The organism is Ferroacidibacillus organovorans, assembly GCF_001642725.1.
Lineage (GTDB): Bacteria > Bacillota > Bacilli > Alicyclobacillales > SLC66 > Ferroacidibacillus > Ferroacidibacillus organovorans.
The window spans coordinates 14,650-28,898 of record NZ_LSUQ01000015.1 but is presented as its reverse complement, the minus strand read 5'-3'; the positions used below and the strand labels follow the sequence as shown (position 1 = coordinate 28,898).

Annotated in this window: 13 protein-coding genes and 1 tRNA gene; all 14 read right to left on the bottom strand. The window is 51.7% G+C overall.

Going from position 1 to position 14,249, the window contains the following annotated elements:
• Position 1 precedes the first annotated feature (1 nt).
• The 14 genes from AYW79_RS06920 to AYW79_RS06855 all read right to left on the bottom strand — a co-directional run bounded on the left by AYW79_RS06920 (position 2) and on the right by AYW79_RS06855 (position 14,209).
• The gene (locus AYW79_RS06920; protein ID WP_067563700.1) at positions 2–1,378 is read right to left on the bottom strand and encodes a recombinase family protein; all 1,377 of its coding nucleotides are present in this window, start codon (positions 1,376–1,378) and stop codon (positions 2–4) included.
• A 60-nt stretch (positions 1,379–1,438) separates the two neighbouring features.
• The gene (locus AYW79_RS06915) at positions 1,439–1,864 is read right to left on the bottom strand and encodes a recombinase family protein (protein WP_197460914.1); all 426 of its coding nucleotides are present in this window, start codon (positions 1,862–1,864) and stop codon (positions 1,439–1,441) included.
• Positions 1,865–1,909: 45 nt separating this feature from the next.
• Positions 1,910–2,116, bottom strand: a complete 207-nt coding sequence (locus AYW79_RS06910) for a hypothetical protein (protein ID WP_067563694.1) — start codon at positions 2,114–2,116, stop codon at positions 1,910–1,912.
• Between the two features lie 23 nt (positions 2,117–2,139).
• Entirely contained in the window at positions 2,140–2,334 is a 195-nt protein-coding gene (locus AYW79_RS06905) for a hypothetical protein (protein WP_067563690.1), read from the bottom strand.
• Between the two features lie 260 nt (positions 2,335–2,594).
• Complete coding sequence (locus AYW79_RS06900; RefSeq protein ID WP_067563686.1) at positions 2,595–3,587, bottom strand: tyrosine-type recombinase/integrase; 993 nt, start codon at positions 3,585–3,587, stop codon at positions 2,595–2,597.
• An 881-nt stretch (positions 3,588–4,468) separates the two neighbouring features.
• Positions 4,469–5,440 carry a tyrosine-type recombinase/integrase gene (locus AYW79_RS06895; RefSeq protein ID WP_067563683.1) on the bottom strand — a complete coding sequence of 324 codons (972 nt, stop codon included), beginning with the start codon at positions 5,438–5,440 and terminating at the stop codon, positions 4,469–4,471.
• Between the two features lie 181 nt (positions 5,441–5,621).
• Positions 5,622–5,706 (bottom strand) — tRNA-Leu (locus tag AYW79_RS06890).
• A 185-nt stretch (positions 5,707–5,891) separates the two neighbouring features.
• Complete coding sequence (locus AYW79_RS06885) at positions 5,892–6,455, bottom strand: lytic transglycosylase domain-containing protein (protein ID WP_067563752.1); 564 nt, start codon at positions 6,453–6,455, stop codon at positions 5,892–5,894.
• 128 nt (positions 6,456–6,583) lie between these two features.
• Complete coding sequence (coaE, locus tag AYW79_RS06880; protein ID WP_067563680.1) at positions 6,584–7,255, bottom strand: dephospho-CoA kinase; 672 nt, start codon at positions 7,253–7,255, stop codon at positions 6,584–6,586.
• A 6-nt stretch (positions 7,256–7,261) separates the two neighbouring features.
• The gene (gene mutM / locus AYW79_RS06875) at positions 7,262–8,125 is read right to left on the bottom strand and encodes a bifunctional DNA-formamidopyrimidine glycosylase/DNA-(apurinic or apyrimidinic site) lyase (protein WP_067563678.1); all 864 of its coding nucleotides are present in this window, start codon (positions 8,123–8,125) and stop codon (positions 7,262–7,264) included.
• Positions 8,126–8,157: 32 nt separating this feature from the next.
• Positions 8,158–11,040, bottom strand: a complete 2,883-nt coding sequence (gene polA / locus AYW79_RS06870; protein WP_067563675.1) for a DNA polymerase I — start codon at positions 11,038–11,040, stop codon at positions 8,158–8,160.
• A gap of 191 nt (positions 11,041–11,231) precedes the next feature.
• The gene (gene icd, locus AYW79_RS06865; RefSeq protein ID WP_418251485.1) at positions 11,232–12,503 is read right to left on the bottom strand and encodes an NADP-dependent isocitrate dehydrogenase; all 1,272 of its coding nucleotides are present in this window, start codon (positions 12,501–12,503) and stop codon (positions 11,232–11,234) included.
• 357 nt (positions 12,504–12,860) lie between these two features.
• Positions 12,861–13,781, bottom strand: coding sequence for a DMT family transporter (locus AYW79_RS06860; protein WP_067563671.1), 921 nt, complete (start codon positions 13,779–13,781; stop codon positions 12,861–12,863).
• A gap of 8 nt (positions 13,782–13,789) precedes the next feature.
• A complete protein-coding gene (locus AYW79_RS06855; RefSeq protein WP_067563668.1) occupies positions 13,790–14,209 on the bottom strand; it encodes an acyl-CoA thioesterase in 420 nt (139 codons plus the stop codon).
• Between the last annotated feature and the right edge of the window lie 40 nt (positions 14,210–14,249).

Below are 14,249 nucleotides of genomic sequence, written 5' to 3'. Positions count from 1 at the left end.
TTTAGAACGCACCCTCTCGAATAAATGTTTTGCATCGTAACACCATCTTAATTTCTGATTTAAAAACAGAAATTTGACAAATCAAGTCTTCCGCCAAGTCCCACAGATCACTGTCTTGAATCAGATCCGAAATTAAACGAACCTTTATTAAATATGCCATTTCTGAAAAGTTAACCTTAATGTCATCCAAACGTTTAATCATTGCATCCTGATCCCGTAAAGCCACCTGAAGTTGTTCCTTCCTTTTTAAGAGGGCATCCGTTCTTTTCTTAATCGCAAGAAACGTTACGATCTCAACATTTATTTGAACTAATGCTTGCTCCAAAGACCTTTTTTTATTTTTAGACTTCATTTCCTGTTCCCTAATATACTGAAAACACATCTTCTCCATTTTCTTTATATCGATCGATTTCAAATAATCATAAATAATGCTCATAATTTCATTCTCATATTCTTGAATAGAAATCGCATTTCTCCTATGGATTTTTGTTTTGCACACATACGTCGCCATTTTCCGATGAAAATAGTCACCGGATTGCACGCTCATCGGTTCTCCACAATATCCGCATACCGGCATCATGCGATAACTTAGTTGCTCCGTTTTAACTTGCTGATCTGCGCTTGCGATGACATTCAAATTTTGTTTAACTCGATTGTAAAGATCTTGTGTTGTGATCGGCTCCACATACTCCAACTGTTGGCACTGATTTTCATTAAGTACGATCGCACTATAAAAAGGAGTATTAAGGATTTTAAACAGACGTAGGTATGGGCGCTTTATCTTTGCTCGATATTGCAAAAAAACCGATTCCATTTCCACGGTTGTTGAGACATTCGCCATTTTTTCAAATAAGGATTGAATGTACGTCGCCCTTGGTTCATCACGTATATATCGCACCTGTCCATTTTCCTCTATTTTTATGTACCCAATTAACTTGGAAGGAAAGTGTCTTTGCGCGTCTAACGCACGTTGCCTGATTTTTTTTCCTTCACCCTGTGCATGTAACGCGTAAAAAGCCTCAATGAAATGGGATGAAGTAAATGCAGGTTCCTTATCTCCAGTAAAGATCACTCGCACGTTATATGATTGGATGATTTTTACAAAAGCGATATACTCGTACGTATTTCTCGAGATTCGTGATCGATCATACACCACAACCGTACCAATTTCCCTGTGTTGAATGGATTGGATTAACTTCTGCAATCCGGGACGCTCACGTAATTTTGTTTTTGTAGCAGAAACCCCTTCATCAATAAATCGATGAATCTGCGATGCGGGGAACTGGCTCAGTATCGAGCCAGCAGATCCCTCTTGCATCGCGATATTCTGTTGTGCTGTGCTAACACGAATGTACAACGCTATACCTAGGTTCCCCATTTCACGACACATCCCCACATCAGAAAATTCGGTACACGGTGAGCATAAGTACAGATGCCTCTATGCTTTCATGGGACGCACAATTCTACGCAATTGCTCATGTAAAATCGCCGATTCCATTAATTCTGCGAGATTCGACTGATGAAAAGGCCTTTCATAGTTTGATACAAATAGGACATGGATGCGATAACGATAGAACAACTTAATGATTCCCGAGTAGGTTTCGACATTTCCGGCTAAACGCATGCGATCATACACGACGACTGTGCCAATTTTTCCATCTTTAATCATCTCGAGCATCTGATTCAATTGCGGTTGAGCATCAAGGCCTCTACCCTGGCGCGCACTACCACGATCAGTGAACAATACAATTCGATCCATTGAATATGAACTGAGCGTTGATCGAGCAGCCTCTATTTGGATTCGTAGACTTTGCGAAGAACCAACGGTACGAGTGTAATGCGCTACTTTTAATACATTACTCACATTGATAACCTCCTAGATCGAGTTACTCCATTAAGTCCGGCTTTATCAATGCTCTTTTGCACTAATATGAGCATCAGCCTGATTGTTGTCTTGACGAGAACTCCACAAAAAATCGGCCACATCCTGCGTGGGAAGTTCCAAAGCCTGGATCAGGATGCGTTGGATGATCCTACGCATCCAGCGTTCTGTAACGTCATGGCGATGATCGACTTCCATAAATGTTAGCTTTGTTAATTTAGGAGTTTTTCTCAAAATAGCCCACCCCCACGGATGGGTTATTTTGCCCCCGCCAGCTTAGAACTATCCGCCAGGATCTCTCTCGCTTGATCATCGTTATCCGTGAACTCCATGGCGATCTGATACGACTCATGACGCGTCGTTGTCCCGTCACGATGACGATGGATTGTCAGTGTGATGCAGTCACTCGCTGGGAATTCTCTTGGCCACAGATACTCCGATGACTCTTTCATTCCGGATCCTCTCCCCACTTACGTTTCGCCTCCTTTAGGAAATCCAAGATCACTCTCTTAGACATTCCATCCGGGGTTGCCGTAATTTTACTGAGTTTTCCTTCCAAATCGTCCCAATACCCCGGAGGGAGTTTAAGGGTAGACTTGGCATGTACTTTGCCGTTTTTTGTCATAATGCAGCACCATCGCTTTGGTTGCTTGCTCCTAATACTTGATATACTTCTTCTCGAACAAAAAAGGTTACAAAACTTTATTTGCAACTAGACTCCTGAGTTTCGATCTTTTTGCGACAACTGAAGCTTTACCAACGGTGAAAATTTGTCGTGTTGATTCTGGATCTCTCTGCCCCACAGATACACATACTGTCTGACCTGATCCATGGTGGAATGCCGGAGCATGCGCTGCAACGAAAACACATCGCCGCCCCCTAAGATCCATTGCTTGGCGAACGTGTGTCGCAACGTGTGTGGACTGACACGCACATCCGTGATTTTTGCCTTTGTTCCATAAGCTTTGATCCGATCCTGAACTGTCTTTCGGTGCAATGCTCCGCCATCCAAATTAACAAAGAGATGGTCGGTCGCTACATGCGCTCCCCTTACGTCGAGATAAACTTGGAGTTGCTCACACATGGCGCGAGTCAAGGTGATGGTTTCACGCTTTTGGTTTTTGCCCAGCACGCCTTTAATCACGCGATTTTTGATGTCGATTTGCGCGACGGTTAGATCGAGCATCTCCCGTAAACGAAGGCCTGTATCAACCGCCAAACAGATGAACGTGTAATCGCGCTCGCCGGTAAACGTTGTCCGGTTCGGTTGTGCAAGGAGGCACGTCAATTGCTCCATCGTTAACGACGGGATCTCTGTCGAGACCGATCTCACTTTGGCGACGGATGCCACGGGGTCAAACGCGACCCATTTTTGTTGCACTACAAATTTGTAGAATCGCTTCAGGGTCTTTAATCGTAAATTGATGGTATTACCACTCAGACCTTTTGCGCGCATAAAGCCAATAAATCTGACCTCGATGTCAGCGGGCGCCAATTGATCCAGCACAAACTCGCCCAGGTAGTTCCGCGCAGCTTGCAGATTCTCCCTCTCGTGCTTGATGGTGTACATTGAACTACCATGCAGCGTGTGCCACTCCAGATAGGCCGCAATGGCATCCACAAGTGCTACCGATGCCTGACGCTTTGCGATCGCATTGTGTTGCGGATTCTGAACAACGAGTAATTGATTTTGCCGACGGGTCATACAGATTCCACTCCTTGCAAGGTAGATATCATCCGGACAGGAAAAACGAACAAGCAAAAGCAAGACACAAATCGCATGCAGTAAAACGGAGATTAAAAACAGAAAATACAAAAAAGGAAGGATCAGACCCTTCCATCGCAAGCATTCCAGGTTTTTGGCACGGACCGACTTACAGATCCACGCAATATCATCGATTCAATCCATACACGAAATCTAAACGAGCTTCGTTTTTTTTCATACGAATGTTTTTTGGGTGAAAGGAAAATTTCACACGGACAATCCCGTGTCGTTTGGGGTATACACATGTTCTGTCGGAGGCTTTTGTGGTCTATCTCATCCCGGGGATGGGACAAGTTATGGATCAAATCCAGTTTCACTTTTCGATGCATTTGAAGACGCAAGGATCCCGTATCCGTTGGGTTTGACGACAGATACTTCGCTGTCGTTTATCATGTAAGCCGAGGATATAACTCCTTCACCCGGACCGTTGCCATTCGTCAAAAGCTTGGAGTATAAAAAACGAATGGACTACCATTTCCCGTATGCTTTACGGCCCCAGTCTCGAGCAGTGAGTCGCTGAGGCATGGTGGGCCTTGATCAGCTAGGGATCTCACGCTTGTCATCGACAGGATTATCTAGGTGTCAGACAATCCTTGAAACACCTCCATTGTAACGCTACTCCTAGGCCTGTCAAGCCCTTCATAGAAATTTTTTTCGTTTTCTTCTAGGTCCATCACTGATCCCCTGTTCCACCCTTCGGTGCCATGACCCTCACGAAAATTTAAAGTTCAACCTTGAGCCCGTCCGCATCGACAGGCTCATCGTTTTTCCCATATCTACGCCATGCGCCTTATCTCGAAACACAAAGCGTGTGAGACGGTTTATCGAAAGCGATGCTCGACAAAGCTGAACTTTTGATGCTGATGCTGCACCTCATGGGAGAACATCTCCACATAGATTCGAACCGTCTCAAGTGAACTGTGGCCAAGAATGCGTTGCAGACTAAAAATGTCCCCCCCTGCCAACACATAAAATTTTGCCATCGTGTGCCGAAAGGTATGCGGCGATACGCGCACACCGCGAATCTGCGCCGCTTCACCGTACTGGCTGATCAGTTCCTGGATGTACCGCCGGCTCATCGTCTTTCGTTCGAGGGTCACAAAGAGCCGATCGGTTTGCGCGGCTCCGCGTGCCTCGATGTACGTTTGCAGAACCTTTTTCATTTTGCTCTGAAAGGGAACCGTCCGATCCTTCGAACCTTTTCCATGCACGAGAATCGTGCCCTCTTGAAGATTCACATCCGAAAGCGTAATGCCTTCACACTCGGAGAGTCGAATTCCGGTTTCAAGCAGCAAAAGCATCATCGTATAATCACGCAGTCCCGTAAATGTATGCCGATCCGGCTGACGCAAGAGATGGGTAATCTGCTCTTCTGAAAAGGTTTGAATCATCACCCGTTCGGGGCGCAACAAAGGCACATCCGCGCCAGGATCGCGCGCCACGTACCCTTGTTCGTACACAAAGTGAAGAAGGGCGCGCACCGTGCGCACACGACCGTTGATGGTGTTCGTTTTTAAATGCATGGTGTCACGCATGTAAAACACAAAATTGTTTTTCAAAAGCGGCATCGTCAATTCGCGCATGTCTTGCACAACGATTCCCTGCTTCTCCAGCACTTTTTCAAGCGCGTTTAGGTTTTCCCGATGCCAACGTTGGGTATGCATGGCCAAATTGCGAATGTCCTCCAGAAACAAGGTTTTGGCTTCTGCGAGTGACCAAACGGTTTTTTTCGGCGTTTCGTCCTGATCCAACGCGGTCCCAAAGGACACGATATTTTGACGACGTCTGGGCATGGTGCACACGTCCCCTTTTTCCAGATGTGTGCTGTCGGACACGTCAAGCACACATCATGAAGTGTGTGATCACACACATCTTGGTGACGGACCCCCTGGTTTTGAGCGTTTTTACGCGAAAAAGGGCTTCGGAGCGAAAAGGCTCCAAAACCCTTATGCAGTAAGGCTTTTCTACGATTTTTGGTGTCGAGAGCGGGACTTGAACCCGCACGGGTTACCCCACACGCCCCTCAAACGTGCGCGTCTGCCAATTCCGCCACCCCGACATGGATGGTGCATTCTTCTTCTGAGGTCAACGAAAATAATATAGCACAACCTGGACATCTACGCAAGAGATGTCGCGGAAATAGACTGCTGAAAAAGTAGCACCGCGATCTGCGTCAAACTCGTCCCCATCTATCGCCAATGTTACCCTTCCATTTAACACTGAATCCGCGCCGAGGGAGCTAGCTCACTCGTAGAGTTGATGGAACAGGCGATACGTATACAACACGCGCGCAACGAAGTGGCGCGTTTCAAGCACCGGAATGTCCTCGATGGATACTTCGTCGCCCGACCACACGTTTGACTGCAGCCAGCCGCTCACGCGGTTTGGTCCCGCATTGTACGCGGCGATGGCTTCCGGCAAACGTCCGTGAAACATCTTGAGGAGATAGCTGATATACCAGGTGCCAAACCGGATATTGATCGAAGGCTGAGCAAGTTGAATCGCGGTCGGCTGGGGCATCCCGATCTGTACCGCAATCCACGAAGCGGTTCCCGGCAGCAGTTGCATGAGGCCGACTGCACCGGCGTGCGAAATGTCATCCTCTCGAAAATGGCTCTCAACGCGCGTGATCGCCGCGACAAGCATCGGGTCGACATTCGCCGCGGTAGCCTCGTGCTCGATGATCGGCTGATAGTAGATTGGATAGACAAACTGGAGAAAGTCCGGTCGAAACACCAGATCCATCAGACCCGCAAGCAAGACCACCGAAAGCACGACGCGCCAGCGCGCCCATCGTGTACGTTTCAATGTACTTCCTCCCCGCGGAGATTGACCCGATCGATTCGAGCGTGCGCGAATGCGTCCCACACGTAGCCCGCGATGATCACGCGAAGCCATCCCACCCTCCTCTTTGCGTGAGGGTGTACCTGAAGATCTCATGAAATCACCACCTGAGGACGTGTGCTCCGCGAGTTTATATCGGATTGCACCTCGCCCATCTCGTCTTCGCGCGCAAGTTTCCCAAGAATTTCACACAAGCGATCCACACGCGCTTCCAATTCAGAGAGCGACCCGTCATTCTCGATAACGATCGTTGCCAGACGGCGCTTCGCCTCCGTACTCATCTGCGCGTCAATGCGCGCGTTCGCTTCTGACACCGTGAGCGGATTGCGCTGCATCAGCCGCTGCAATTGAATCGGTCGGCTCGCATAGACAAGCACCGTCACATCGACTACTTTATGCGTTTCTCCCTCAAACAATAACGGCACATCAAGAATAATCGGGCGCGCCCGCACGCCCGCCTCCAATTCTCTCGCGCGCGACACCATAAGCGACCGAATCGCCGGGTGCGTGATCGCATTCACGCGTTCCCTCGCAGCCACATCGTGAAACACGAAACGTCCGAGCGCAGCGCGATCGAGCGTTCCGTCATCTGTCAAAATTCCGTCGCCAAACGCCTCCACAAGCGCCTTGAGTGTCTCTGTTCCCGGCATGACGACCTCCCGCGCAATGCGGTCCGCGTCAAGAACCGGAATTCCGCGCGCGATAAGGAGCGTAGAAACGGTGCTTTTTCCTGTTGCAATTCCGCCAGTAAGCCCAACCAACAAAATTGTTCACTCCGAACCCGTTCGAGATGTGATACGCGCACCGCGAGGCGGCGTTTGACAGGCGACACAAACGTGCGTGCCGCGCCCGGCCACTCGCCCTTTTCGTATGAGACTGCCGCAGTAATCACACGGCAACCCGTCACGTCCATAGACGCGTAGCGCGAATTGGAACTGCCCCTGTTCACCAAACCCGTCCACATACGATTTGACTGAGCTTCCACCCTGTTCAATCGAAGCGGCTAAAATCAACTTTGTGGCGCGAACGATTTCGCGCGTCTGATTTCGCGTGAGCCGATTGGCCGCGCGCTCCGGATGAACCTTTGCCGCAAAGAGGATCTCATCCGCATAGATATTACCGATCCCGGCCACCACCGATTGATCCAGAAGCGCACCCTTGATCGCCCCCGAGCGCGACCGCAACTTTCCTTCAAGCTCCGTCTCATCAAACGCGTCAGCGAGCGGCTCCACCCCAAGCGCTGCGAGGCCGCGATGCACATCGAGTTCTACCGTCGGCAAAAGATCCATCGTTCCAAACTGGCGAACATCCCGATAGCGCAGTTCTTCACCGCGATCTAGCCTGAAGCGCACATGTGTGTGCGGTGCGACCTCCCCATCTGCCGCGAAGACCCCATAGCGTCCCTCCATGCGTAAATGAGAAACCAGCGTCCACCCGTCGAGATCGATCAACAGATACTTCCCGCGCCGACGCACTCTCTCAATGCGCTTCCCACGCAAGAGCGTCGTAAACGTATCCACGTCCGGCTGGCGTACGATTCGCGCGAGATGAACATGTACATCGAGGATGACGCGTCCCGCCAGAAGCGAGTCAAGCCCTCTGCGCACCGTTTCCACCTCAGGCAATTCAGGCACATCCGTTCACCCTTCCCACCTCAAAGACAGCCTCACTTCGCATCGTACCACGTATCGCCCACGTGCAAATCAACGCGCAGCGGCACACTGAGTTCAATCGCCTGCTCCATCGCCTCCGCCATGTGACGCGAAACCGCCTCCACCTCACGCGCAGGGCACTCGACGATCAACTCGTCGTGCACCTGCAGCAACATCCGTGCCTCAAGTCTATCTGCGCGCAGCCGTTCCGCCAAGCGAATCATCGCCACTTTGATCATGTCTGCCGCCGTTCCCTGAATCGGCGTGTTCATCGCCGTCCGCTCCGCAAAGCTCCGCTCATTAAAGTTGCGACTGTGGATGCCCGGCAGATCGCGCCGCCGTCCAAGCACCGTCTCTGTATAGCCGTGCTCTTTGGCAAACGCGACAGCCTGATCCATGTAGCTGCGCACACCCGGAAACTTCGCGAAATACTGCTCGATGAACGCGCCCGCCTGTGCGCGAGAGACGTTCAGATTCTGCGAGAGTCCGAAATCGCTGATGCCATAGATGATCCCAAAGTTGACCGCTTTCGCCTGCCGCCGCATCAGCGACGTCACTTCAGACTCCGGCACACCAAACACTTGACTCGCGGTGCGCGTGTGAACGTCCACCCCCGTCATAAACGCGTCGACGAGCGCCTCATCACGCGACAGGTGAGCCATGATGCGAAGTTCCACCTGAGAGTAGTCAGCCGCCACCATCTTCCATCCGTCCAGCGACGGGACAAACGCGTGTCGAAGCCGCCTTCCCTCCTCCATGCGGATCGGAATGTTCTGCAGATTCGGCTCCTCGCTTGAGAGTCGGCCGGTCGCCGTTTTTGCCTGGTGAAACGACGTGTGGATTCGCGATGACGGCATGCGAATCTCGCGAAGCAACCCCTCAATATAGGTGGATTGAAGCTTCGTCAGAATGCGATAGCGCAGAATCTCCGTGACCATCTCACTCTGCGGCGCGAGTTTCTCAAGCACGTCGGCACTCGTCGAATAACCAGTCTTCGTCTTTTTGACGGGAGGCAATCCCATCTTTTCAAACAAAATTTCCCCGAGCTGCTTCGTGGAGTTGATGTTAAAGGTCGTCCCCGCGAGTTCGTAGATTCGCTTCGTCAGACGCTCAATCTCAACCGCCAGTTCCGCGCCAATCGCCTCAAGGCGTGACGCATCAATTTTTACACCATAAATTTCCATATCAGCGAGCACATAAGACAGTGGAACCTCGACGTCCTCATAGAGTGACCAGAGGTTCTTCGACTTCAGTTGGTCTATCATCGCCGCGCGCGCGCGCGCAAGCATCCGCGCCCACTGCGCAAGCCCGATCTGATACGGTTCCCCGTTCATCTCGCGCGCTGCGTAGAGCGACTCTGGAATCGGCAGTTCAGGGACCGCATAGATGATCGCATCTGCGAGTTCCGGCACGCCCTCTGAAGCGCGCAACAAATACGTGCCGAGCAGCGCATCAAGCGCCTGCGCAAACGGTCGCTCTACCACCGCCCTCACACCGTGCGCATAGAGTCCAACCCGCCACGCTTTTGCGTCAAACACGACCTTCTCGCGCGTTTCGTCACAGAGCAGATCAACCAGTGGCGCGAGTTGCCGTGAGAGCGCCATGACACGCTCATTCGCGGCAAGATCGCTCTCATCTGCAGCTTGATCGCCCTTCCCCGCGCCAATCCCTCCATCAGCCAGCACCTCGTCTGCAACGATTCTCACATACACCGCGTGGTCACTCGTTGCGAACGCCACGCCTGCGAGCCGGTCTGTGTGATAGTGCCGCAATCCATCTGCCAGAATCGCGATTGGCCCCTCAAGCGACGCAATGACCTCCGGAAGTTCGGCGAGCGACGCGATCCGCACATCGGCTTCGCCATACTCGCGACCTTCCACTCGATCCGCATTGGCAGCCGCGCTTCCATCCGCGTCGCCGTCGCTTCCATTCATCTTATTGGTAGGCAGCGAAGTGTCATCCTCTACGATTGAGGAGCGCTGCTCACTCTTTTTCGGCGTATCTTGAAAGATGCCTTGCCAGTCTCTGACACGCGCCAAAAGTGATTTGAATTCAAGCGCGCGAAACGCCGCCGTGACATCCTCTTGCGCAAATCCCGTAAACGACAGATCGTCAAGCGACAGAGAGAGCGGCGCATGTTGCTCAATGGTCGCCAAACGTTTCGAGAGCAATGCAAGCTCGCGGTGTTCACGCAGGCGCTCCTGAAGTTTTGCACCGCTGATCTCATCAATATGGTCGAGCACAGCTTCCACACTGCCGTACTGTGTCAAGAGCTTAATCGCCGTTTTCTCGCCGACGCCCGGTACGCCCGGAATATTGTCCGACGCATCTCCCATCAACCCTTTCAAGTCGATCACTTGAAGCGGGTCGAGCGAGAAACGCTCGCGCACGCCCTCAGGGTCATAGCGCGTCAAGTCGGTTGTTCCCTTTTTCGTGAGGCACGTCGTCACCCGGTTCGAAACGAGTTGCAACAAGTCCTTGTCGCCAGTCACGATCATCACATCAAAGTTGGCTTCTTCGCCGACGCGCGCAAGCGTCCCGATCAAATCGTCCGCCTCATAATCCTCCGCCTCAAGATAGCGCATGTGAAACTGGTCGAGCAGCATTCTCGCCATTTCAAACTGGCCGCTAAGCTCCGGCGGCGTCTTCGCGCGTTTCCCTTTATACGCTTCATAAACCTGGTGGCGAAATGTCGCTTTCCCTTTGTCGAACGCCACCGCGATATGCGTCGGTTGTTCCTGATTCAACACGTTTAGAATCATCTGAGCGAATCCATATACGGCGTTTGTATAGGCACCCTGCGAGTTTGATAACAGGGGAACGGCAAAAAACGCGCGATAGAGCACGCTGTTCCCGTCAATCAGGAGTAGTTTGGGGCGCTTCGTCCCATCGGTCATGCACGGTCAATCCTCTCTATGCGACGATCCTCCGACCTCGCAGCCGAACCTTCCATTGACCATGATTGTACCATGTACATTGCTCGATTGCCTCACATCGACGCGGTCCGCAGCCGAAAAGTAGAAGAAGGCGCCCCCTGCGGGACGCCTCCATTTCAGCGCAAATCGACTTCAACACTTATTGATTTCATTTACAAATTCTTGATCAGCGCATCCGCAAACTCGGACGTCTTTACTTCCGTTGCGCCTTCCATCAAACGCGCGAAGTCATACGTGACGACCTTCTGATTAATCGTTGCCTGCAGTGACGCGACAATCGCGTCAGCCGCCTCCTGCCAGCCCAAATGTTCAAGCATCATCACGCCAGAAAGAATGACCGAACCAGGATTCACCTTGTCGAGATCTGCATACTTCGGTGCCGTGCCGTGCGTCGCCTCAAACACGGCGTGCCCTGTGACATAGTTAATGTTTGCGCCAGGTGCGATCCCGATTCCGCCGACTTGCGCCGCGAGCGCATCCGAGATGTAGTCACCGTTTAGGTTCATCGTCGCAACCACGTCAAACTCCGCAGGCCTCGTCAAAATCTGCTGCAAGAAGATATCCGCAATCGTATCCTTCACGATGATCTTTCCAGACGTCTCTGCATCCTTTTGCGCTTGATCAGCCGCCGCAGATCCTTTGTCCGCTTTGATGCGGTCGTACTGCGCCCACGTAAAGACGCGATCGCCAAACTCGCGCTCCGCCAATTCATAAGCCCAGTTTTTAAAGCCGCCCTCCGTGAATTTCATAATGTTCCCTTTGTGGACAATCGTGACCGACTTCCGTTGATGCGCAATCGCGTACTCGATCGCCGAGCGAATCAGCCGATCCGTCCCCTCTTTCGAAATCGGCTTGATGCCGATCCCTGACGTCTCTGGAAAGCGGATCTTCTTAACGCCCATCTCCTCTTGCAAGAAACGGATCACTTTTTGAACTTCTGGCGTTCCTGCTGCCCACTCAATACCCGCGTAGATATCCTCCGAATTTTCCCGGAAAATTACCATATCGACAAGATCGGGCCGTTTCACAGGAGAAGGCACTCCCGCAAAATGGCGCACAGGACGCAGACATACATAAAGGTCCAACTCCTGTCGAAGCGCGACGTTCAAACTGCGAAATCCGCCGCCAATCGGTGTGGTGAGTGGACCTTTAATGCTGACCAAGTATTCGCGAAGCGCAACAAGCGTGTCGTCAGGCAACCATTCCCCAAACTGTGTGAACGCTTTTTCTCCGGCATACACTTCGAACCATTCAATTTTGCGTTTTCCACCGTACAATTTTTCGACTGCCGCGTCGAGGACACGTACGGATGCCCGCCAAATGTCGCGACCCGTTCCGTCACCCTCGATAAACGGAATGACTGGATGGTCGGGTACATGTAACCCGGATGATTGCATGGAAATCTTTTCGCCGTGCTTCGGCATTTCAAGTTGCTTAAAGAGAGACAATGGACTAGCCCCTTTCGAAAAAGCACCCATGAATACGTTACATTCCCCATCATAGCACAGGATCTTTCCAGGCAACAAACAGTTTGCAAGTAGCACGAACATCCGGGAACAGCGTGTGACAATTTCCCGGGAAATTCGACATCTACGGCCGACAATTTACGGCGCATACATCATACAATCGCACGCACAGTAAGGGCTTTTGGCAAAAATAAGAGCGTTGGCCAAACGCCGTTGGCCAAACGCTCTCGCGATTGTCGAAAAAGAGACGCATTGCACGGCTTGCAATACAGCCGCGGTTTTTTTGTAAGACAGTTACTCTCTCAGCGTCCAGCATCACATCTCAAGATCAACCCCTGAGGGTGCGCGCACCGAAGTTTTAGATTGCAACGTGTTTCTCATGAACTGAATGATGCCAAAAACGGCGAGTGTCGCCCCCAAAAACCAAATGGTGTGAACTCTGGTTCCGAAAAAGAGATAGGCGAGCGCAGTCGCAATGAGCGGTTCTCCCACAATCGTCATTGCGATGGTGGGTGCTTTAAAGAAACGCAGGAGAAAGTTGAACATCGTGTGCCCGAAGATCGTCGGAATGATGGCGAGAAGTAAAAATGCACGGACGTCAGAACCCGCATAACCTGTGAGTTGATCGCCTCGTCCAACGCTGTAGATGAAGAGAAGCGCGGAACAGATGCAATACACAAGAAAACTGTAGTGGAGAAATGAAAGTTTCTGGCGCAGGCGCTGCCCGGCAAGCATGTAACCGACCACCGACAGCGTACCAAGGACGGAAAGCAGATCGCCATACGCCGCTCGTCCACCCAGGTGAAGATCTTGCCAGCCAATGAGCGCGGTTCCTAGAACTGCAATGCTCGCGTATAGCCACGCAGCCCCGCGCGTTTTCTCTCGAAAGAATACGAAACTTCCGATCATCGCAAAAATGGGCTGAAGGGACAAGAAGAGGGTCGAACTCGCGACAGACGTGTAGAAGAGCGAACCGATCCAGAAAACAAAGTGAATCGCCAGACATGCCCCACTGATCGCGAGCAAGCCCCAATCGCGACGTGTCAACAAGCTGATCTGCGCGCGCAGTCCCCGCGCAGCAAAAGGCGCGAGCAGAACTGCCGTGATGCTCATGCGATAGAATGCTGTCACTTCAGCTGGGGCGTTTGTAAGTTTAATCAGAATGGCCGCGAATGACACAGAGAAAATGGCGAGAAACAGCAGCGCATACGCAAATCGCGGCGTGGTGTGGCTCATGTGTTACGTCACGCTTCCTGTCTGCGGATAAAAATGTCGTGCAGATCAGGGCGATGGCGCGGAATTCGCAGCGGTTTCATCTCACGCGAGACGAACGCGTGCTCCGTTTTGCCCTTTGCCATGCACTGTCCATCGACCGCGTAGACAACATACCCAAACGACACGCGAACCCCTTCATACGACGCGAGTTGCGTCTCAATCGTCAGTTCATCGTCAAAGTGTGTAGCCTTCAAGTACTCCGCTTCGACGCGCAGCACCGGGAGGAGGACGCCTTCTTCTTCAAGCTGGCGATACGACAGACCCGCCGCGCGAATCCAATCGGTGCGCCCCGCCTCAAACCACGCGATATAATTGCCGTGCCACGCCACACCCATCTGATCCGTCTCTGCATAGCGAACGCGAACCGTTGTGACACTCTTTTTGCTCATCGTCCAATCTCCACTCTTGTCACAAGGTCAAATCCATTCG